Origin of the sequence: Micromonospora sp. NPDC007220 (assembly GCF_040634035.1) — a bacterium.
GTDB classification, from domain to species: domain Bacteria; phylum Actinomycetota; class Actinomycetes; order Mycobacteriales; family Micromonosporaceae; genus Micromonospora; species Micromonospora reichwaldensis.
The window spans coordinates 218,292-238,438 of sequence record NZ_JBEYEU010000007.1 but is presented as its reverse complement, the minus strand read 5'-3'; the positions used below and the strand labels follow the sequence as shown (position 1 = coordinate 238,438).

The window sequence follows — 20,147 nt, the reverse complement described above, 5'->3', positions numbered from 1 at the left end:
ACTCCGACACGCAGGTCACGCGTGTCGGTCGCTAAGGTGTGCGGATGCTGCTCTCCGACCGCGACCTGGCCTCCGAGATCGAGGCGGGAACGCTCGCGCTGGAGCCGTTCGAGCCCGCGCTGGTGCAACCGTCCAGCATCGACGTACGCCTGGACAAGCTCTTCCGGGTCTTCAACAACCACCTCTACACCCACATCGACCCCGCGCAGCAGCAGGACGACCTCACGTCGATGGTCGAGGTGCCCGAGGGCGAGCCGTACGTGCTGCATCCGGGCGAGTTCGTGCTCGCCTCGACGCTGGAGGTGATCACGCTCGGCGACCAGCTCGCCGGCCGCCTGGAGGGGAAGAGCTCACTGGGCCGGCTGGGCCTGCTCACCCACTCCACGGCGGGCTTCATCGACCCGGGCTTCTCCGGTCACGTGACCCTCGAACTGTCCAACGTCGCCAATCTGCCGATCACCCTCTGGCCGGGCATGAAGATCGGTCAGCTCTGCATCTTCCGGCTCTCGTCGCCGGCGCAGCACCCGTACGGCTCGGCCGTCTACGGCTCGCGCTACCAGGGGCAGCGCGGCCCGACCCCGAGCCGCTCCTGGCAGCACTGGCGCACCTGGCCCACCCGCTGACCCGACCTGCGTGCCTGCGGAGGGCCCCCGCCGGGCAGGGACCCTCCGCGTGCCTCAGCCGGGTCGGCCGTAGCTGTGGATCGGGCCGTCGTCGACCTTCTTCATCTTGATCGGCACCCCGGCGCGGGAGGCGTGCACCACCCAGCCCCCGCCGACGTACATGCCGACGTGGTGCAGGTCGCTGTAGTAGAAGACGAGGTCGCCCGGGCGCAGCTCGCCCCGGCTCACGGACGCCGTGGCCCGGCGCTGCTGCGCGGCGTTGTGCGGCAGCGACACCCCCGCCTTCGCCCAGGCGGCGAGCATCAGGCCGGAGCAGTCGTACGAGTTCGGCCCCTCGGCGCCCCAGACGTAGGGCTTGCCGATCTGCGCGCAGGCGAACTTCACGGCGGTGCCGGCCGGGCCGCCGGGATAGCCGGCCGGGCAGGGGGCGGGACGCAGCGGCCCGCCGCCGCCGTTGCCGTAGACCCGCAGCCGTAGCTTCTGCAACCGGTCGATCTCGGCGTTGATCTGCTTCTTCTTCGCCGCGAGCTGGGCCTCGGTGCGGCTGAGCTGGACGACCATCTCGTCCAGCGGCGCCTTCTTGGCGGCCAGCCGGTCGCGCAACTCGGCGACCTGCCGCACGTCCTGCTGCTGGTGCTGGGCGAACTGGTCGAGCAGTTCGAGCTGCCCGATCATCTCGCTCGGCGAGCGGCTGCCCAGCAGGGCGTTGACGGCGGAGACGTTCTCGCCCTTGTAGGCGCGGGCTGCCAGCGCGCCGACCTTCTCCATCGCCTGGTCGACCTGCTTCTCCAGCGGCCCGATCTGCGCGGCGAGCGCGTCGGCCTGCTTCCGCCTGGCGGCCAGGTCCTGGCGGGTGGCGTTGTGCCGTTCGATGATCGGTTCGAGCTTGTTCCAGTCCTCGTCGATCTGCCGCTCGATCTCGGCGACCGTCGGTTCGGCGTGGGCCGCCGTGGCGCCGCCGGTCAGGACGACGGCGAACGCGGCCAGGGCGGCGAGGGCGGTGGTGCAGCGGTACCAGCGTGGGCGCGGCGCAGCCGTCACCGGGTCGACGAGGGCCGACCGGGCCGACGGTGGCCGCGGGGCATGGTGTGCCACCGGGCTTCGTACTCCTTCTTCCGTACCGCCTACCGGGTTAGCTGACGGGTTCGGGCGGGAAGGGGCGCCCTACCGCAGGACTGCGGATTCACCCCGGGGAACCTGGGTCCCCGGCTCGCTCGGGAGCGACTCGGCGGTGTCGGACCGTCACCGCCCTGGTTGGACGGAATGTCACCGGCCGACGAATGACCAGAGTAGAGACGACCGTTATCGATCCGCAACCCTACGGGCAGTGACACTCCGTACCCACCCGGATCGGGCGGATCCGCAACCCGGGCGACGAAGATTTTCTTCCTTCTGAAGTGTCTGACGGAAAGGTATTGACCAGAGGCGGCGGGCGGGGCGAAGGTGACCCCACCTTTGCCCGTCCGAACTGGGGGTCTGATGCACCTGTCAGCGACATCGAGGAGCAGACGCGTCCTGCTGGCCGCCGCCGTGGCCGCCGCCATGGCGGCGACGCCGCTCACCGCCGCCGGATCCGCCGCCGCGGCAGCGCCGGTGAACGACCGGCAGCAGCAGTACGCCGCCGCGGCCGCCGAGTACGGCGTACCGGAGAGCGTCCTGCTCGGGGTCTCCTACCTGCAGTCCCGCTGGGACACCAACGCCGGCACGCCGAGCACCAGCGGCGGCTACGGACCGATGCACCTCACCGACGCCGAGCACGTCACCGCCCTCGCCGGCGGCACGCACCACGACGAGGGCACCGAGGACCCGCGCGGCGACGACTCCCGCCCGTCCCTGGCCGAGGCGGGCGAGCCGCCGGCCGCCACGCCGCCCGCCGAGGCCGCGCTGCGGACCGTCGACGCCGCCGCCGAGTTGACCGGCGCCAGCGAGGAGTCGCTGCGGACGGACGTCACGGCGAACATCCGGGGCGGCGCGGCGCTGCTGGCCGCGTACCAGAAGGAGATCGGCGCCCCGGTCGGCGCCGGCACCGACCCGGCGGCCTGGTACGGCGCGGTGGCCCGGTACTCCGGCGCGGACAGCGCCGACGCCGCGGCGGCCTTCGCCAACGAGGTGTACGCCACCATCGCCACGGGCGACAGCCGGGTGACCGACGACGGGCAGCGGGTCACGCTGGCCGGCCGGGCGGTCCAGCCGGACCGCTCCTGGCTGGACCGGCTGCGCCTGCGCAAGCTCGCCCGGCCGGACGGGCTGGAGTGCCCGAGCGACATCTCCTGCGAGTGGATCCCGGCGCCGTACGAGAACTACGGCCCCACCCTGGGCGACTACGGCAACCACGACCTGGGCAACCGTCCCACCCAGCAGAAGATCGAGTACATCGTCATCCACGACACCGAGGGCTACTTCGGCCCCAGCGTCAACCTGGTCAAGGACCCGAAGCGGGTGGGTTGGCACTACACCCTGCGCTCGGTGGACGGGCACATCGCCCAGCACATCAAGACCAAGAACGTCGGCTGGCACGCCGGCAACTGGTACGTGAACTCCAAGTCCATCGGCCTGGAGCACGAGGGCTTCGCCGGGCACGGCACCTGGTACACCGAGGCGATGTACCGCACCTCCGCCAAGCTGGTCCGCCACCTGGCGCGGGCGTACAACATCCCGCTGGACCGCAACCACATCATCGGGCACGACAACGTCCCCGGCACCGTCGCCGCGAACGTGCGCGGCATGCACTGGGACCCGGGACCGTACTGGAACTGGTCGCACTACTTCGACCTGCTCAAGGCGCCGTTCAAGTCGACCGGCACGCACCGGACCGGGCTGGTCACCATCGACCCGGACTTCGCCACCAACCAGCCGCCCTTCACCGGCTGCAACCGGCAGCCCCCGGGCGTGCCGAACCCGCCCCCGGCGACGGCCCCCTGCCCGCTGCGCGGCTCCTCCGCGCTGTTCCTGCACAACGCGCCGAGCCACGACGCGCCACTGCTGAACGACATCGCGCTGCGGCCCGACGGCACCCCGAACACCACGTACGTCTCCGACCACGGCGCCCGGGTCTCGGCCGGACAGACGTACGCGCTTGCCGAGGTGCAGGGCGACTGGACCGCGATCTGGTACCTCGGCCAGAAGGGGTGGTTCCACAACCCGGCCGCCAAGCCGACGGCGAAGTGGACCGTCGGGTTCGTGGTGACCCCGAAGGCCGGTAAGGCCACCATCCCGGTGTACGGCCGGGCCTACCCGGAGCAGGCCGCGTACCCGGAGGGCGTGCCGTACCAGGCGATCTCGCCGCTGCAGTACACGCTCTCGGCCGGCCAGCGGTACGCCGTCGGCAACCTGCTCCCCGGCGAGTACTACCGGGCCACCACGTTCGACGGCTCCGCTCCCCACGACCAGACGGTCGTCCGGGGCGACAACAGGTACGTGCAGGTCCAGTTCGGTCACCGGATCATGTACGTCAACCTGGACGACGTGAACCTGGTGCCGTCCCCGCTGGGCGCGCCCCGCTGATCCCACCGCACGACGAGGGCCCCCGGTCGATCCGACCGGGGGCCCTCGTGTCGTTGCGGGTGCGGGACGAGCTGGCCCGTCAGGGCCGGCGGAACCCGGCCACCGGCATCGTGTTGATGCTGGAGACGTTTACCGGTTTGCCGGCCCGCGGCGCGTGCACCATCTTGTCGTTGCCGAGGTAGAGGCCGACGTGACTCAGGTCGGACTTGAAGAAGACCAGGTCACCCGGGCGCGCCTCGGAGCGTGGGATGGCCTTGCCCTCGTTCCACTGCGCACCCGTGAAGTGCGTCAGGTGGACCCCCGCCGCCTTGTAGGCGTACTGGGTGAGGCCGGAGCAGTCGAACGAGTTCGGGCCGGTGGCACCCCAGACGTACGGGTCGCCGACCTGCGCGCAGGCGGTCCGGATCGCGGTGCGGGCCTTCTCGCTGACCACCCCGTTGATGGTCGGGCACTTCTCCGTCTTGACCGTCGTCACCGGCATCGACGCCTCGAGCTTCTTGATGTCGGCGTCGATCTGCTTCTTCTTCGCGGCCAGGTCGTTCTGCTGCTTCGTCTGCGACACGATGAGCGTGTCGAGCTTCTGCTTCTCCGTGTCGTACTTCTGGCGGACCCGGGTCACGCCCTCGAGCTGCTTGCGCTCCTGCGCGGCCAGCCGGTCCAGCAGCGTCAGCTGCTCGGTCAGCGTGTCGGGCTTGGCGCTGACCAGCAGCGCGCCGATGTCGTGGGACGGGCCGGAGATGTAGTAACGGGAGGCGAGATCGCCGACCCGGTCCATCGCCAGCTCGCTCTCCAGCGCTAACGGCTGGATCTTCTTCTGCAGGTCCTCCGACTTCTTGCGGTTGACCTTCAGCTGCGCCCGCACCTTGTTGTACTGCTCGATGGTGGGCTCGAGCTGCTCCCACTTCTGGTCGATCGCGGCCTCGATCTCGTCGACCGAGGGCTCGGCGTGGGCGGGCGCGGCCAGCATGCCGGCGCCGACCGCCGCCGCGGCGACCAGGGTGAGCAGACGGTGGGCGACCCTGCGCAGGCCACCCGGACGAGCAGACCGTCCCGGTGCGTGACGATGAGGGGGCATGGTTGCCACCGGCACCGACTCCTTTTGCAACCCGGCCGCTTGGCGCCTCGCGCGAGGGAAGAGGGGCGAGACAGACGACCCACAGCGGCCGGTGCCCAACATTAGGGAAGGCCGGCAGCGGAATCAAGGCGATCGAGGGCCACTTCACGCCTGCGCAACCGCTTGCGTACCAAGGGTGTCGGCCCGCCTGCCGACGATCGCAGTCAATACGTCGTCGAGCGTGACCACCCCGAGGGGGCGGCGACCGTCGCTGACCAGCACCATGTGCCGCCGCTCCCGGCGCATCGACAGCAACAGGTCGGCGAGCGTACGGTCCGGCGGCACCACCGCCAACGGCCGGTAGACGTCCGCCGGCACGGGGGCCCGCCGGCTCGCGCCCGCGTACCCGAGCACGTCCTTGACGTGCACGAAGCCGAGCACCCGGCGGGTGTGTCGCTGCACCACCGGGAAGCGGGACCGCCCCGTCAGGGTGGCCAGCACCTCCAGCGAGGCGGGCGAGACGTCCTCGGCCACCGTGGTCACCGTGGACCACGGTTGCAGGGCGTCGGCGGCCGTCCGGCTGTGCAACGCGAGCGCGCCTGTGATCCGGGCGTGCTCCTCCGCGTCGAGCAGCCCCTCCGTACGCGCCTGCGACACCAGCCCGGCCAGCTCCTCGGCGGTGAAGACCGTCTTCACGGCTTCTGTCGCCTCGACCCGCCACAGTCCCAGCACCCGGCGCGACGCCCACTTCATCGCCACCAGCAGCGGCTTGGTGGCCAGGCAGAACGCCAGCATCGCCGGCCCCAGCCAGAGCGCCGACGGCTCCGGCCCGGCCAGGGTGATGTTCTTCGGCACCATCTCGCCGACCACGGTGTGCAGGAAGACCACCACCCCGAGGGCGAGTACGAAGGCCACCGGGTGGACCACCCCCTCCGGCAGCCGCGCCGCGCGGAACGCAGGCTCCAGCAGGTGCGCGAGGGCGGGCTCGGCGATCGCGCCCAGCCCCAGCGAGCAGATGGTGATGCCGAGCTGCGCCCCGGCGATCATGAGCGGGATCTGGTTCATCGCCGACAACGCCCAGCGGGCCCGCTTCGAGCCGGCCGCCAACGGCTCGACCACCGTGCGCCGGGACGCGATCAGCGCGAACTCGCTGCCCACGAAGAACGCGTTGCCGAGCAGCAGCGCGACGGTGACCAGCAGCTCAGGCATCGCCGTCCGGCTCCTCGGGACGGAGCACCCGGACCTGCTCGATCCGGTGCCGCTCGACCTCCACGACGGTGAACTCGAAGCCCGACTCGTCGACCGTCTCGCCCGCGAGCGGAATGTGCCCCAGCCGGGCCATCAGGAACCCGGCGAGCGTCTCGTACGGCCCCTCGGGCAGCCGGAAGCCGGTCTGCTCCGCCAGCTCGTCGGAGCGCAGCACCCCGTCGACGAGGACCGTCCGCTCCCCGCCCGGCACCCTCAGCCCGACCGCGCCGGCGTCGTCCACCGCGGCCGGGTCGAATTCGTCGGCGATCTCCCCGACCAGCTCCTCCACGAGGTCCTCCGTGGTGACCACGCCGTCGGTGCCGCCGTACTCGTCGACGACGATGGCGAGGTCGGCACCCGCGCTGCCGAGTGCGGCCAGTACGCCGTCGAGGTCCAGGCTCTCCGGCACGTACACCGGTTCGCGGGCCACCGACCCGACCGTTGTCGAGCCGCGCAGGGCCAGCGGCACGCCCAGCGCGTCCGGCACCCCGGCGACGCCGGTCACCAGGTCGAGGGTCTCCTCGTACACCGGGAACCGGGTCCGCCCGGTCCGGCGGGACAGCGCCAGCAGCTCCGCCACGGTGGCGGTGGCCCGCAGCGCGACCACGTCGACCCGCGGGGTCATCGCCTCGGCGGCCCGCTTGTCGCCGAACCGGATGGTCCGGCGCAGCAGCATGGCGGTGTCCGGCGGCAGCGCCCCGGCCCGCGCCGAGATGGCCGCCAGCAGCCCCAGCTCCTCCGGCGAGCGGGCGCTGGCCAGCTCCTCCTGCGGCTCCACGCCCAGCAGCCGGACGAGGCGGTTCGCCGAGTCGTTCAACGCCCGGATCAGCCAGCCGAAGGCGCGGGAGAAGGCGCGCATCGGGCCGGCGGTCGCGAGGGCGGTGGGCATCGGCCGGGCCAGCGCGAGGTTCTTCGGCACCAGTTCGCCGAAGAGCATGGAGAGCAGGGTGGCCAGGGCCAGGGCGAGGAACGGGGTGAACCGGCCGGCGGCGTCCCCGGCGACCGGCCGCAGCAGCGGGGTGAAGAGGCGGGCCAGGGCGGGCTCGGCCAGGTAGCCCGTGAGCAGCGCGGTGAGGGTGATGCCGAGCTGCGCCCCGGAGAGCTGGAAGGAGAGCTCCCGCAGCGCCCGGCGTACGGTCGCGGCCCGGTTGTCACCCGCGGTCGCCCGCCGCTCGATCTCGGGGCGGTCCACCGTGACCAGGGCAAACTCGGCCGCGACGAAGAACGCGTTGCCGCCGGTCAGCAGCACGAAGCCGACCAGGGGCAGCAGCGTGGTCAGCAGCAGGCCATCGATGGTCGTCTCACCTCGGCGAAATTCTCGCACGGGCGGCGGCCCCGGTCACGGGCGGAAGATCTGCCGGGCTCGCCGGCCCCGGCTACCGTCGGGTGCATGGCCCCGCTCACGCTCGCCCACGAACTCGCCCTGCTCGGCTACGACGACGCGGGCGTCAACCAGCTCGGCCGGCCCACGCTCGACTACGGCCTGGCCGGCGCCCTGCTGCTGGAGCTGACGCTCGCCGGTCGGGTCGAGGTCGCCGACGACCGGCTCGTGGTGACCGATCCGACCCCCGTCGGGCAGCGGCAGCTCGACGACGCGCTGACCCGGATCGCCACCGAGCCGAAGCGGCGCAAGCCGAAGGACTGGGTCAGCCGGCTCGCCAAGGACCTGCCCGAGCAGGTGCTGGACGGGCTGGTCACCGCCGGCGTGCTGCGCCGCGACTCGGACAAGGTGCTGTGGGTCTTTCCGCGTACCCGCTATCCGTCCACCACCGGCGCGGAGCCGGCGGTGGAGACGCAGGCCCGGCAGCGGATGGTCGCCGCCGTGGCCGCGGACGGCCCGGTGGACGGGCGGACGGCCGCGCTCATCGGCCTCGTCCGGGCCGTCGGCCTGGACCGCAAGCTCTTCGCGGAGCTGCCGAAGGAGCACGTCAAGCGCCGGCTGACCGAGATCGCCGCCGGGGACTGGGCGTCCGCCGCCACGAAGAAGGCGATCGAGGAGATCCAGGCGGTCATCCTGATCACGACCACCACGGCCGTCACCACCACGATCATCACCACGACCTCCTGAACGACGACGGCGGCGGCACCGGAGGGTGCCGCCGCCGTCGGGCGTCGCAGGGGGTACGCGTCAGCCGGCCGCCGGCGCCCGCTCGGTGTCGCCCGGCGCCTGCTCGGGCTTGACCGAGCGGAGCAGCACGCTGGCCACGTCGACGACCTCGACCTGCTCGCCGGCGCCCTTGCCGTTCACCCCGTCGTTGAGCATCGTCGAGCAGAACGGGCAGCCGACGGCGACCGTCTTCGCCCCGGTGGACATGGCCTCCTCGACCCGGTCCACGTTGATCCGCTTGCCGATCTTCTCCTCCATCCACATCCGGGCGCCGCCGGCGCCGCAGCAGAAGGAGCGCTCGCTGTTGCGCGGCATCTCGATGAGGCCGCCGTCGCCGCTCGCGCCGTCCCCGCCGGCGATGGCGCTGCCGAGCACCTCACGCGGCGGGGCGAAGACCCGGTTGTGCCGGCCCAGGTAGCAGGGGTCGTGGTAGGTCACGCCACCGTCGACCGGCTGCACCGGGGTGAGCTTGCCGGTGGCGACCAGGTGCGCCAGGAGCTGGGTGTGGTGGACCACCTCGAACTCGCCGCCGAGCTGGCCGTACTCGTTGCCGAGGGTGTTGAAGCAGTGCGGGCAGGTCGCGACGATCTTCCGCTTGCTCTTCTCCCGGCCCTCGAACGCCTCGTTGAGGGTCTCGACGTTCTGCTGGGCGAGCATCTGGAAGACGAACTCGTTGCCGATGCGGCGGGCCGGGTCGCCGGAGCAGGTCTCGCCCTCGCCGAGGATCGCGAACTTCACGCCCGCCTCGTTGAGCAGCGTGGCGACCGCCCGGGTGGTCTTCTTGGCCCGGTCCTCGAACGCGCCGGCGCAGCCGACCCAGAAGAGGTACTCGAAGTCGTCGACCTCGCCGACCCGCGGCACCTCGAAGTCCAGGCCCTTGGTCCAGTCCTCGCGGGTGTTCTGCGGGGCGCCCCACGGGTTGCCCTTGTTCTCCAGGTTGCGCAGCATCACGCCGGCCTCGGACGGGAAGCTCGACTCGATGAGCACCTGGTAGCGGCGCATGTCGACGATGTGGTCGACGTGCTCGATGTCGACCGGGCACTGCTCGACGCAGGCACCGCAGGTGGTGCAGGACCAGAGCACGTCCGGGTCGATGATGCCGCCTTCCTCGGCGGTGCCGATCAGCGGCTTCTCGGCCTCGGCGAGCGCGAGGACGTCCATGTGGGCGAGCTGGGCGGCGGTGGCCTTCTCCTCGCCGGTCAGGTCCTTGCCGCCGCCGGCCAGCAGGTACGGCGCCTTCGCGTACGCGTGGTCGCGCAGGCTCAGCACCAGCAGCTTCGGCGACAGCGGCTTGCCGGTGTTCCAGGCCGGGCACTGCGACTGGCAGCGGCCGCACTCGGTGCAGGTGCTGAAGTCCAGCAGGCCCTTCCAGGTGAACTGCTCGACCTGGGCGACCCCGAACTGGTCCTTCTCGGGGTCGGCCTCCTCGAAGTCCAGCGGCTTGCCCTGGCTCGTCATGGGGCGCAGCGCGCCGAGGCCGGAGACGTTGGCGCCCGGGTCACGCTTGAAGAAGATGTTGAAGAAGGCCAGGAAGCGGTGCCAGGCGACGCCCATGGTGACGTTCAGCGAGATCACGATGAGCCAGGTCATCGAGATGACGATCTTGACGAGCGCGGCGACGCTGACGCCGGCCGCCCAGTTCGGCAGCACCCCGCCGACGGCGTGGCTGAGCGGGGCGGCCCAGACCGGGTACTCGAAGTGGTCGGTGGCGACCTTGAAGCCCCGGATGACGAAGCCCATGATCAGTACGGCGAGGATGATGCCCTCGACGAAGTAGCCCTGCCACATGGTCGAGCCGGTGAACCGGGACTTCCCGCCCGGCCGGGTGGGCCGGTTGCGGAGCCGGATCGCGATCAGCACCAGGATGCTGACGATGCCCAGGATCGCGAGCCACTCGGTGACCAGCCCGTAGATCGCCCAGTTGCCGACCAGCGGCAGCCCGCCGGTCGGGGAGACGACCTCGAAGTACGCCTCCAGCACCAGCAGCGACAGCACGATGAAGCCGACCATCACGAACCAGTGCGCCGCACCCACCACGCTCCAGCGGAGCATGCGGGTGTGGCCGGCGGTCTCGGCCAGCATCGTCTTCGTGCGGGTGCCCGGGTCACCGAAGCGGGTCGGGTCCGGCTGACCCAGCCGGATGACGGCCACCATCTTCATGACCGCGCGTACCGCAAGCCACACCGCCACGGCGGTGATGGCGAACGCGAGGATCGTGGTGACGATCTGGACGCTGCCCATCGAGTTGGCCTCCCGGTCTGCTGCCTGTCGAGCGGCTCGGCGACCGGGGCCCGGGTCAGGGCACGACCGGCGAGCAACAGCTGCCGCACCCTCGACCGGACCGGTCGATGACCTCGCTCCGCTCGGTCATGCAGTGCAGCCTACGCGCAAGGTTACCCAGGAGTAACGTGAGTCATCTCGCACCGGGCCGCGCCGCCCTGCGCACACCTTAGGGCGAAGACACCCCAACCGCCGGGTAGGGGCTCCACCGAGTGACATGGATTGCCACCCACCGGCCGGGGCCGGACGGCGTCGACGGCAGGGCTGACCGCGCCCGGACGACCCCGCCGCCGGTCCGGCGGCGGGGTGCGGCACTCAGCGCCGACGAGTGAGCGGGACGCTCAGCGCCGGCAGGTGAGCGGGACGCTCAGCGCCAGCGGGAGAGCAGGATCAGGGAGGCGACCATCGCGCCGAAGCCCACCGCGAGGTTCCAGTAACCCCACGACATGACCGGGTACTCCTGCTCGGAGAGGTAGTAGATCACCAGCCAGCCGATGCCGAAGACGATGAGGGCGACCGCCGAGACCGGGAGCCACACCGGGCTAGGCTTGCGCGTCGCCGCCGTCGCCGTCGGACGGACGTCCGTCGGCGGGGTGTACACCTTCTTCTTGCGAACCTGAGACTTGGGCACGACGCTCTCCAGAGGGGTTACGACCTCGTCCGGCCTGACAACCGGGCGCGGGGGCGACGGTCCATGGCCAATAATGTTCGACAGCTAGCGTAGTCCCGAAGGCCCGTCCAATCCACGAATGGGGCGAGGCCAGTGCACGGAGTGACCGAAAAAGGCGGGACTGTTCGGGTCGCCGCGGCGGCTCGCGCCTCCGCGGGCTGAACCAGACGACGGGGAAGGAACGCTCGGTGGAGTACACATCCGGCGCGGCCTCCTGGCAGAAGGTGCTCCGGCGGGCGGTCGCCGGGCTGCTGCCTCGACGCCCGCGGCAGCGACGACCGGGCTGGTCGATCGGGGTGCCGCTGATCGCCGCCGCGGCCGGGCTGCTCTTCACCACCACGGCGACCACCGCGGGCGGCACCGCCCTGCGCGAGGACCGCCGACCCCAGCTCAACCAGTTGATCGAGGACCGGCGCGCGGAGGTGGCGGCCAGCGAGCGGCGGGCGTCCGACCTGCGCGCCGAGGTCGAGGGCCGCACCAGCGCCCTGGCCAGCTCCGACGGGCCGATCAGGGAACAGCAGGACCGGGCCGCCGCCAGCCGGGCGGACGCCGGCTTCACCGCGCTCGCCGGCTCCGGGGTGACGGTGGAACTCGACGACGCGCCCCGGCGCAACGACGGCACGCTGCCCGCCGGGGCCACCAACGACGACCTGGTCGTCCACCAGGGAGACGTGCAGGCGGTGGTGAACGCCCTCTGGGCGGGTGGCGCCGAGGCCATGTCCATCATGAACGTCCGCGTGCTGTCGACCAGCGCGGTACGCTGCGTGGGTAACACCCTGCTGCTGCACGGCCGGGTGTACTCCCCACCATTCAAGATCGTAGCAATCGGCGACCCCGCTGCCCTGCAGCAGGCCCTCGCCGACTCACAGGGAGTCCGGTTGTTCAGGGACCTGGTCGACGACTACAAGCTCGGTTACAAGGAGACCGTCTCCTCGGTGACCGTGCCGGCGTTCGAGGACTCGACCACGCTGCGCTCGGCGACGGTGCCCAGGTGAACCGCGTACCGGACGACCGGCCCGAGGACCGCGACGGCCGTCACCGCGACCAGGACGACGGGCCGACCGCCTTCCTGCCCAAGGTCGACCGGCCAGGGCCCGCCCCGGCCCGCCCGACCCCGGCCGGCGCCTGGCCGGAGCCCACGCTCCCGCCCCGCTCCCCGGCTCCCCGTCCGCCCCACGGGCCCGACCCGGCCGCCGGCGACGCTCGCGCGCCTGCCGGCCCCTCCGCCGGATGGTCTCGCGCCACGCCCGACCCGACCCGCCCGGCACCGGAGCCCGGCCGTCCCGCGAACCTCGGCCATTTCCCGCCGAGCGCCGACCCGACCCGCTCCGCCGGCAGCCCCGCCCGGCCCACCGAGCCCGGCCGTCCCGGTCCGGCGGACCACGGCCGTCCCTGGCCCGCCAACTTCGGGCGGCCCGGCTCCGCCGACTCCGACCGGCGCGGCCCTGTCGACCCCGGTCGCCCCGGCCCTGCCGAGCCCGGCCGCCCCGGCCCTGCCGAGCCTGGCCGCTCCGGTCCTGCCGACTTCGGCCGCGAGGAGACCACGGACTTCGGCCGCCTTGGGCCCGCCGAATCCGACCGGCGCGGGTCCGGCTTCGACCGGCATGGGTCCGGCTTCGACCGGCGCGGGTCCGGCGATCTCGGCCGCCCAGTGCCTTCGCGCTACGACCGGCTCGCTGACCTCGGCCACTCCCGGCCCGCTGACTTCGACCGCTCCCGGCCCGCCGATGCCGATCGTTCCCGGCCCGCCGACCTCGACCACTCCCGGCCCGCTGACTTCGACCGACGTGGAGGCGGCGACTTCGACCAGCCCGGTCATGCCGACTTCGGTCGGCCGGGGCCCGCCGAAGCCGATCGTTCCCGGCCCGTTGACTCCGACCGCGCCCGGCCCGCTGACTTCGACCGACGTGGAGGCGGCGACTTCGACCGGCCGGACCCTGCCGGCTTCGGTCGGCCGGGGCCCGCCGACCGTCGGCCGGGGCCCGCCGACCTCCGCCATGCCAGCCCGACCGATTCCGGCCCGTCCGCCCGGGCCGGTGCCGGCGGGTCGCCGCCGTGGCCCGGTACCGGCCCGGTCCGGCCGGCCACCCCACCGCACCCCGCGTCGCCGTCCGACGATCTCCGGCCGCCGGGCGCCACCGGGGTCGCCGGTCCCGGCGGCGAGCGCTCCGTCCGTCCGCCGGTCGATCGGGCCGCCGCCAGGGAAGGCCGGCCGGCCGCCGACGCGCCGACCGCCTTCATCCCGAAGGTGGGCGCGTCGGCCAACGGCCCGTCGACCCCGGTCTCCCCGGCCGGCCCGGGCCGCGACGTCGATCCCGGGGCCACCGCCCTGATCCCGGCCGTCTCCGGGCGTACGCCGACCGCCCCGGCCGCGCTCGTCGAGTCGACCGCCCTGATGGGCGCGGTGCCGCGTACTCCGAAGACGGACGAGCCGGAGGGCTCCGACACTCCCGCCGAGCAGCCTCGGCCACGCCGGGGCGAGCGGGTGGTCCAGTTGCGCCCGGAGCAGACCGGTGAGGGCTACAAGAGCGTCTACTCGGAGCTCACCCGGCCGTCGCTGGGCTCCCGGCTGCGTACCGGCATCCGGGTCAGCGGCGAACTGCTGATCACCTTCGGCCTGGTGGTGCTGCTCTTCGCCGGCTACGAGGTCTGGGGCAAGTCCGCGATCGTCGACGCGCACCAGAACGACCTCAGCCAGCAACTGGCGCAGGCCTGGGGCCCCGAGGGCGACCCGACTGTGGCACCGTCCGCCAGCGCGTCCGCCAAGCCGAAGCCGCCCGTGCAGGGCAAGCCCATCGCCGGGCTCTACATCCCCAAGCTCGACAAGAACTGGGTCGTCGTCGAGGGTGTCACCCAGAAGGACATCCGGTACGCGCCGGGCCACTACCCCTCCAGCGCCCTGCCGGGCCAGGTCGGCAACTTCTCCGTCGCCGGGCACCGCAACCGGGCCACCTTCTGGCGGCTCGACGAGCTGAACGACGGGGACGCCATCGTGGTGGAGGGCAAGACCGACTGGCACGTCTACAAGGTGACCCAGAGCCGGATCGTCAAGCCCACCCAGGTCGAGGTCGTGGCGCCCGTGCCGGGCAAGCCCGGGCAGAAGCCGACCAGGTCGATGCTCACCCTGACCACCTGCAACCCGAAGTTCGACAACTACCAACGCCTGATCATCCACGCCGAGCTGACGCGCAGTCAGCCGAAGTCGGCGGGGCGCCCGGCGGAACTGGGGGCCTGACGGTGTACGGCTGGATCTGGCGCAAGCTCCCCTTCGGGCTGCCCGGCAAGCTCGTCGGCAGCCTGCTGATCACCAGCGCGATGGTGGCCCTGCTCTGGTACGTGGTGTTCCCGTGGGCCGAGCCCCTGCTGCCCTTCGACGACGTGCAGGTCACCCAGGACGCCGGCGATCCCGGCGGCGACTCGGTGCCGGGCGGCGGGGAGAGCGGCGACGCCCCGCCCGGCGACGAGCACGAGTTGCCGTACGACACCGACCAGAACAACACCCCGCCTGCCTCCCCGGACGAGTGAGCCCCTGATGCGTGTCCTGGTGATCGACAACTACGACTCGTTCGTCTTCAACATCGTGCAGTACCTGGGCCAGCTCGGCGTGGACTGCGACGTCCGGCGCAACGACGAGATCGAGGTCGCCGAGGTGGGCAGGGTCGGCGCGGCCGGCGTCCTGCTCTCGCCCGGCCCCGGCAGCCCCGACCGCGCCGGCATCTGCCTCGACGTCATCCGCGCGTACGGGGGCGAGCTGCCGATCTTCGGTGTCTGCCTGGGTCACCAGGCGATCGGTGAGGCATTCGGCGCCACGGTGACCCGCGCCCCCGAGTTGCTGCACGGCAAGACCTCCGAGGTGCGCCACCACGGCGTCGGGGTGCTCGCCGGCCTGCCGGACCCGTTCACCGCCACCCGCTACCACTCGCTCGCCGTGCTGCCGGAGACGCTGCCCGAGGAGCTGGAGGTCACCGGCTGGACGGGTTCCGGGGTGGTGATGGCGATGCGGCACCGTACGCTGCCGATCGAGGGTGTCCAGTTCCACCCGGAGTCGGTGCTGACCGAGGGCGGTCACCTGATGCTGGCGAACTGGCTCGCCGCCTGCGGTCACCCGGAGGCGCTGGAGCGGGCCCCGGCGCTGGCCGCCGAGGTGGACGCGCGCCGCCGCGCCGCCTTCGCCACCGCCTGACAGGCGGCCTCTGTCGGATCGTCAGTACTCGTCGTCATCCTGTCGACGGGCGCGCGCGGTCAGGAGTGTGACGGCCAGGACCGTCACCGAGACGACGCCGACGGCCTGACCGATCCGGCCGATGCGCTTCGCGTTGCAGGTCCGGTGCGCCTTCTCCCAGTAGTCCCCGTCCGAGGGGCCTGCCCATAAGTCCAGGTCGAGCCTCAACGCGTTGCCGCAGCTCTTCTGTTCGTGGTCTCCCGGCCCGAGGATGTGGACCGGTAGGGCCAGCAGGAGCACCACCACGGCGCTCCCGAGCCAGGCGACCCGGGTCGGCGTCACCCAGGTGTCGAATCTCGATCTGCCCCGCTCGGTCCCGGCCTTCATCCGGCGATGGTAGAACATCCGATCGCCGCCCCCGGCAAGTCACTCAGCTCGATGCCAGAGGGCCTTCCTGTTACGCCCGCCCACCGCGCGGTCAGCCCGTCAGCGCATCCGCCACGCCGGAGTTCACGGGCGAGCGGACGGCGGGCGGCCTGCCCCGGACCGCGTCCCATGCCGCCTTGCCGCTGGCGAAGTAGTCGCGGACGCCCTTGCCGACGAGCAGGACGGGTCCGCAGCCGGCACAGCGGGCGGTCACCCCGTCGACGTCGAGGCCGAGGTGCCGGCACAGCGTCACCGCGCGGGACAGGTGGTAGGACTGGGTCACGATCAGGGCCCGTTCGACGCCGTACACGTCGCGCGCCCGGGCGCAGGTGTCGTAGGTGTCCAGGCCGAACGGGTCGGCCACGACGCGGCGAGGATCGACGCCGAGCCGCTCGGTCAGGTGGGCGGTCATCGCCGCCGGCTCGTCGCCGGACGTGCCGCCCCCGTCGCCCGACACGAGGACCACCCGGGCCCGCCCGCTCTTCACGAGAGCGGCGGCGGTCTCCAGGCGGCCGGCGAGGCGGTCACCCGGCTGACGGCGGTCCGCCGCCACCGCCGTACCCAGGACGATCACGACGTCGGCGGCGGGCGCGTCGGCCTCGCCGTACAGGTGGCCGCGGGCGGCGGTCGTCGTCCAGAGCCAGGGAATGCTGGCCAGGAGCAGCGCCGCCAGGCCCAGGCCCGCCGCGCGGATCAGGCGCCGTCGCCACCGGCTCGAACGGTCCGCCGCACCGGTCGCCGGCCGCCCGTCGTCGATCGGCGGAGGGCGCCGCCCGGCGGCGTCGACAGGGCCCTGACCGGCGGCGTCCGCAGGGTGCCGCCCAGCAGGGTCCTCCGCGCTCACGAGCGGGGTCAGCGCTCGGGCAGGCGGATCGGCGGGTTGGTCGGCAGCGGGAAGCCCCCGCCGCCGCCGTCACCGGGGGTGGTCGGCGTGACGCTGGGCGTCGGGCTCGCCGAGTCGGTGGGCGTCGGCTCGGCCTGCGGCACGGTGACCACGATCGTCACGGTCTTGCCCCTGGCGAGGTTGCTCCCGGCCGGCGGGTCCTGCTTAGTGACCTGGCCGGCCTCCTCCGGCGGCACCTCGCGGCCCCGCTTGACGTCGACCCGGTAGCCCGCCTCGTCCAGCTCCTCCTCGGCGTCGTCCTCGCTGGAGCCGACCACGTTGGGCACCTTGCCGACGTTGCCCCTGGAGACGGTGAGGGTGACCGTGCTCTTCGCGGCGACCTGCTTGCCCTCCTCGGGCGACACATCGAGGACGATACCCGCCTTCTCGGCGTCGTCCCTCTCCTTCTTTTCCACCTTGAAGCCGGCCGCCTCCAGCCGGTTCTTTGCGCCCTCGTAGGTGGAGCCGACGAGGTCCGACGGGATGGCCTTCATCTCCACGCCGCCGCAGACCCGGACGACGACATCGCGGTTCGCCTCCAGGGATGAGTTGGCAGGCGGGTCCTGGTTGACGACCTGGCCCTTCTGGCAGGTGCCGAAAACCTGGTCGCCCTCCTTGGGCACCAGGTTGGCCTGCTCGATCCGGGCGAACGCCTCCTGCTGGGTCAAACCGGTCACCGTGGGGACCGTGGCCAGGTCCTCGCCGTCGCGCTGGCTCAGCAGGGCGGCGGCGAGGGCGATCACCGCGAGGACGCCCACCGCCGCGAACGTCGCGATCAGCCAGGAGGACGCCTTCCGACGGCGCGGGTCGCCGACCCGGGCCGGCATCTGCCGGGTCTGCGGGGCGCCGGGGGCGCCCGCGTAGCCGGCGGCGGCCGGAGCGAGCTGCGTCGTCTCCTCCTGCGGCAGCACCGGGGTCGCCATCACCGGGCGGCCGGCGGCCGCGCGGAGCAGGTCGGCCCGCATCTCGCCGGCGCTCTGGTAGCGGTTGAGCGGGTTCTTCGACAGCGCCTTGAGCACGATCGCGTCGACCGCGGGATTCACGTCCGGGTTGATGTCGCTCGGCGTCGGAGGCGTCTCCCGCACGTGCTGGTACGCCACGCTGACCGGGCTGTCGCCGACGAACGGGGGATGCCCGCAGACCAGCTCGAAGAGCACGCAGCCGCCGGCGTAGACGTCGGAGCGGGCGTCGACCGCCTCGCCGCGCGCCTGCTCGGGAGAGAGGTACTGCGCCGTACCGATGACCGCGCTCGTCTGGGTCATGGTGGTGGCGCCGCTGGCCAGCGCCCGCGCGATGCCGAAGTCCATCACCTTGACCTGGCCGGTCTGGGTGAGCATCACGTTGCCGGGCTTGATGTCGCGGTGGATGATGCCGTGCCGGTGGCTGAACTCCAGGGCCGCACACATGTCGGCGCAGATCTCCAGCGCCCGGCGCGGCTGGAGCCGCCCCTCGACGCCCAGCACCTCCTTGAGGGTCCGCCCGTTGACGAACTCCATCACGATGAACGGCAGCGTCTCGCCGGTGGGCGCGGTCTCCTCGCCGGTGTCGTAGACGGCGACGATCGCCGGGTGGTTGAGGGACGCGGCGTTCTGCGCCTCCCGGCGGAACCGCATCTGGAAGGTGGCGTCCCGGGCGAGGTCGGTCCGGAGCATCTTGATCGCGACGTCCCGACCGAGCCGGAGATCACGACCGCGGTGCACCTCGGCCATGCCGCCGTAGCCGAGCAGCTCGCCGACCTGGTACCTGCCACCGAGCAGGCGGGCCTGCGCTGTCATCGCGTCTGTCGTCCTTCGCTCGTCGTCTCGTCGCTGCCCGACCGGGGCAGTTCCTGTCGACGGTACGACGTTCCGGTCGGATCGTCGCGTCCGTCGGGCCACAGCGCGCCGGACGTCACCGTCGGCGGAGTGACCGCGCTCGACTTCGTGCCTTCCCGCAGGTGGTAGGAAATCACGCCGGAGCAGACGAGGACCAGCACGGCCACGAGGATGGCGAGGAACACCATCCCGGGCCGGGACCGCTGCCCACCCGGCTGGTGCGCCGGCGGGACGGCGTGTCCCGCGTACGGCATCGGCCGGGCCTGCGGCACTGGCGCCGCGCCGCGCGGGTAGCCCGTCGGCGCCATCTGCGGGTGCTGGACGGGCGCGGCGGGCGCGACCGAGGTGGGACGGTGGGGCGCGGCGGCCGGCCGGGTGTTCGCCACGGGCGGCCGGTGGGCCGCCATGGGCGGACGAGGCGGTTGCGCGGCGACGTTCGGCTGCCGGTGCGGCGGCGACACCGGCGGACGCGGCGGCGGCACCTGGGCGCGGCCGGGCGGGCCGGCCGGCGACGCCGGAGCGGCGGAGATGGGCTGACCTGCCGCCCGGGCCTGCTGGGAGAGCTGGGCCTTGAGCTGACGGGCGACCCCCGCCAGCGTGGCGGCGCTCGGCCAGCGTGCCGCCGGGTCCTTCGCCAGGGCCCGCTCGACCACCGCCCGGACCTGCGGCGGAATGTCCGCCGGCAGCGGACGGGGCGTCTCCCGCACGTGCCGCATGGCGATGTCGAGGGGATTGTCGCCCTCGAAGGGGCGTCGGCCGGCGAGGCACTGGTAGGCCACCACGCCGAGCGCGTAGACGTCGGACGCGGGCGTGGCGACCCCGCCGGTGGCCTGCTCCGGGGAGATGTACGAGGCCGTGCCGAGCACCGAGCCGGCGGCGGTGAGCTGGGCGACCAGCTCCGACCGGGCGATGCCGAAGTCGGTGAGCACCAGGGTGCCGTTAGGCCGGACCAGCAGGTTTCCGGGCTTCACGTCCCGGTGCACGATGCCCTTCACGTGCGCCGCGTGGAGCGCGTCAGCCGCCTGGGCGACGAGCGCCATCGTGCGGGCCGGGGTGAGCCGGCCGACCCGGGCCAGGGTGGCCGACAGCGCGTCGCCCTCGACGTACTCCATGACCAGGAAGGCGATCTGCTGGTCGTTGCCGAAGTCGTAGACGTCGACCACGCCGGGGTGGTTGATCGTGGCCATGGTGCGGGCCTCGCCCCGGAAGCGCTCGGCGAAATCGGGGTCGTCGAGCAGCGCGGGGAGCAGGCTCTTGACGGCGACCGTACGGCCGAGCACCTGGTCGGTGCCGCGCCAGACGTCACCCATGCCACCGCTGGCGATCCGCTCGTCCAGGCGGTAACGGTTGCCGAGCTGCACCCCGGGGCTCAGCAT

The 20,147-nt window shown here is 72.6% G+C and carries 16 protein-coding genes, 1 pseudogene and 1 riboswitch; of the genes and pseudogenes, 7 read left to right on the top strand and 10 right to left on the bottom strand.

All coding sequences use genetic code 11. The features are described from left to right. Positions 1-44 precede the first annotated feature (44 nt). Positions 45-623, top strand: a complete 579-nt coding sequence (gene dcd, locus ABZ573_RS16770; RefSeq protein ID WP_121397319.1) for a dCTP deaminase — start codon at positions 45-47, stop codon at positions 621-623. Positions 624-677: 54 nt separating this feature from the next. Here dcd and ABZ573_RS16765 read toward each other — a convergent pair whose 3' ends face one another. Continuing rightward, positions 678-1,664, bottom strand: a complete 987-nt coding sequence (locus tag ABZ573_RS16765; protein WP_358118876.1) for an NlpC/P60 family protein — start codon at positions 1,662-1,664, stop codon at positions 678-680. 66 nt (positions 1,665-1,730) lie between these two features. Further along, positions 1,731-1,864: riboswitch (cyclic di-AMP (ydaO/yuaA leader) on the bottom strand. Between the two features lie 238 nt (positions 1,865-2,102). Here ABZ573_RS16765 and ABZ573_RS16760 point away from each other — a divergent pair. Further along, a complete protein-coding gene (locus ABZ573_RS16760; RefSeq protein WP_358118874.1) occupies positions 2,103-4,127 on the top strand; it encodes a peptidoglycan recognition family protein in 2,025 nt (674 codons plus the stop codon). A gap of 79 nt (positions 4,128-4,206) precedes the next feature. Here ABZ573_RS16760 and ABZ573_RS16755 read toward each other — a convergent pair whose 3' ends face one another. From ABZ573_RS16755 to ABZ573_RS16745, 3 genes are all read right to left on the bottom strand, one after another. Continuing rightward, positions 4,207-5,202, bottom strand: a complete 996-nt coding sequence (locus tag ABZ573_RS16755) for a C40 family peptidase (protein ID WP_151454348.1) — start codon at positions 5,200-5,202, stop codon at positions 4,207-4,209. 144 nt (positions 5,203-5,346) lie between these two features. Continuing rightward, positions 5,347-6,390 carry a hemolysin family protein gene (locus tag ABZ573_RS16750; protein WP_358118872.1) on the bottom strand — a complete coding sequence of 348 codons (1,044 nt, stop codon included), beginning with the start codon at positions 6,388-6,390 and terminating at the stop codon, positions 5,347-5,349. Further along, positions 6,383-7,696, bottom strand: a complete 1,314-nt coding sequence (locus tag ABZ573_RS16745; RefSeq protein WP_358118947.1) for a hemolysin family protein — start codon at positions 7,694-7,696, stop codon at positions 6,383-6,385. The genes ABZ573_RS16750 and ABZ573_RS16745 overlap by 8 nt, the downstream gene beginning before the upstream one ends. Before the next feature lie 123 nt (positions 7,697-7,819). Between ABZ573_RS16745 and ABZ573_RS16740 the strand changes: the two genes are divergently transcribed. Further along, positions 7,820-8,497 (top strand): GPP34 family phosphoprotein, encoded by a 678-nt coding sequence (locus ABZ573_RS16740; RefSeq protein ID WP_358118870.1) that lies wholly within the window; start codon positions 7,820-7,822, stop codon positions 8,495-8,497. Between the two features lie 60 nt (positions 8,498-8,557). On the opposite strand, the gene ABZ573_RS16735 is transcribed toward ABZ573_RS16740, so the two are convergent. Beyond that, complete coding sequence (locus ABZ573_RS16735; protein ID WP_358118868.1) at positions 8,558-10,777, bottom strand: (Fe-S)-binding protein; 2,220 nt, start codon at positions 10,775-10,777, stop codon at positions 8,558-8,560. A gap of 406 nt (positions 10,778-11,183) precedes the next feature. Next, entirely contained in the window at positions 11,184-11,447 is a 264-nt protein-coding gene (locus tag ABZ573_RS16730; RefSeq protein ID WP_151454344.1) for a cell division protein CrgA, read from the bottom strand. Positions 11,448-11,674: 227 nt separating this feature from the next. Here ABZ573_RS16730 and ABZ573_RS16725 point away from each other — a divergent pair, with 227 nt between their 5' ends. The 4 genes and pseudogenes from ABZ573_RS16725 (at position 11,675) to ABZ573_RS16710 (ending at position 15,669) form a co-directional block, all read left to right on the top strand. Next, positions 11,675-12,481, top strand: coding sequence for a DUF881 domain-containing protein (locus ABZ573_RS16725; RefSeq protein ID WP_151454343.1), 807 nt, complete (start codon positions 11,675-11,677; stop codon positions 12,479-12,481). A 1,316-nt stretch (positions 12,482-13,797) separates the two neighbouring features. Then, positions 13,798-14,721, top strand: a pseudogene (locus ABZ573_RS16720) (class E sortase); the annotation flags it as partial. Positions 14,722-14,723: 2 nt separating this feature from the next. Further along, positions 14,724-15,011: a hypothetical protein gene (locus tag ABZ573_RS16715; protein WP_151455324.1), complete on the top strand. Its 288-nt coding sequence runs from the start codon at positions 14,724-14,726 to the stop codon at positions 15,009-15,011. A gap of 7 nt (positions 15,012-15,018) precedes the next feature. Continuing rightward, the gene (locus ABZ573_RS16710; RefSeq protein WP_358118865.1) at positions 15,019-15,669 is read left to right on the top strand and encodes an aminodeoxychorismate/anthranilate synthase component II; all 651 of its coding nucleotides are present in this window, start codon (positions 15,019-15,021) and stop codon (positions 15,667-15,669) included. Between the two features lie 21 nt (positions 15,670-15,690). Here ABZ573_RS16710 and ABZ573_RS16705 read toward each other — a convergent pair whose 3' ends face one another. The 4 genes from ABZ573_RS16705 to ABZ573_RS16690 all read right to left on the bottom strand — a co-directional run bounded on the left by ABZ573_RS16705 (position 15,691) and on the right by ABZ573_RS16690 (position 20,147). Next, entirely contained in the window at positions 15,691-16,035 is a 345-nt protein-coding gene (locus tag ABZ573_RS16705) for a hypothetical protein (RefSeq protein ID WP_327030073.1), read from the bottom strand. 91 nt (positions 16,036-16,126) lie between these two features. Further along, entirely contained in the window at positions 16,127-16,918 is a 792-nt protein-coding gene (locus tag ABZ573_RS16700) for an ElyC/SanA/YdcF family protein (protein WP_358118863.1), read from the bottom strand. Positions 16,919-16,926: 8 nt separating this feature from the next. Next, complete coding sequence (gene pknB, locus ABZ573_RS16695) at positions 16,927-18,732, bottom strand: Stk1 family PASTA domain-containing Ser/Thr kinase (protein WP_358118861.1); 1,806 nt, start codon at positions 18,730-18,732, stop codon at positions 16,927-16,929. Beyond that, entirely contained in the window at positions 18,729-20,147 is a 1,419-nt protein-coding gene (locus tag ABZ573_RS16690) for a protein kinase (protein ID WP_327030070.1), read from the bottom strand. Before ABZ573_RS16690 ends, pknB begins: the two co-directional genes overlap by 4 nt.

What these genes read in the sequence shown, in the direction of transcription:
- ABZ573_RS16735 (WP_358118868.1), bottom strand. Translation starts at nt 10,777, where the DNA reads ATGGGCAGCGTCCAGATCGTCACCACGATCCTCGCGTTCGCCATCACC.
- ABZ573_RS16710 (WP_358118865.1), top strand. Translation starts at nt 15,019, where the DNA reads ATGCGTGTCCTGGTGATCGACAACTACGACTCGTTCGTCTTCAACATC.
- ABZ573_RS16755 (WP_151454348.1), bottom strand. Translation starts at nt 5,202, where the DNA reads ATGCCCCCTCATCGTCACGCACCGGGACGGTCTGCTCGTCCGGGTGGC.
- ABZ573_RS16690 (WP_327030070.1), bottom strand. Translation starts at nt 20,147, where the DNA reads ATGCTGAGCCCCGGGGTGCAGCTCGGCAACCGTTACCGCCTGGACGAG.
- dcd (WP_121397319.1), top strand. Translation starts at nt 45, where the DNA reads ATGCTGCTCTCCGACCGCGACCTGGCCTCCGAGATCGAGGCGGGAACG.
- ABZ573_RS16740 (WP_358118870.1), top strand. Translation starts at nt 7,820, where the DNA reads ATGGCCCCGCTCACGCTCGCCCACGAACTCGCCCTGCTCGGCTACGAC.
- ABZ573_RS16750 (WP_358118872.1), bottom strand. Translation starts at nt 6,390, where the DNA reads ATGCCTGAGCTGCTGGTCACCGTCGCGCTGCTGCTCGGCAACGCGTTC.
- pknB (WP_358118861.1), bottom strand. Translation starts at nt 18,732, where the DNA reads ATGACAGCGCAGGCCCGCCTGCTCGGTGGCAGGTACCAGGTCGGCGAG.
- ABZ573_RS16705 (WP_327030073.1), bottom strand. Translation starts at nt 16,035, where the DNA reads ATGAAGGCCGGGACCGAGCGGGGCAGATCGAGATTCGACACCTGGGTG.
- ABZ573_RS16760 (WP_358118874.1), top strand. Translation starts at nt 2,103, where the DNA reads ATGCACCTGTCAGCGACATCGAGGAGCAGACGCGTCCTGCTGGCCGCC.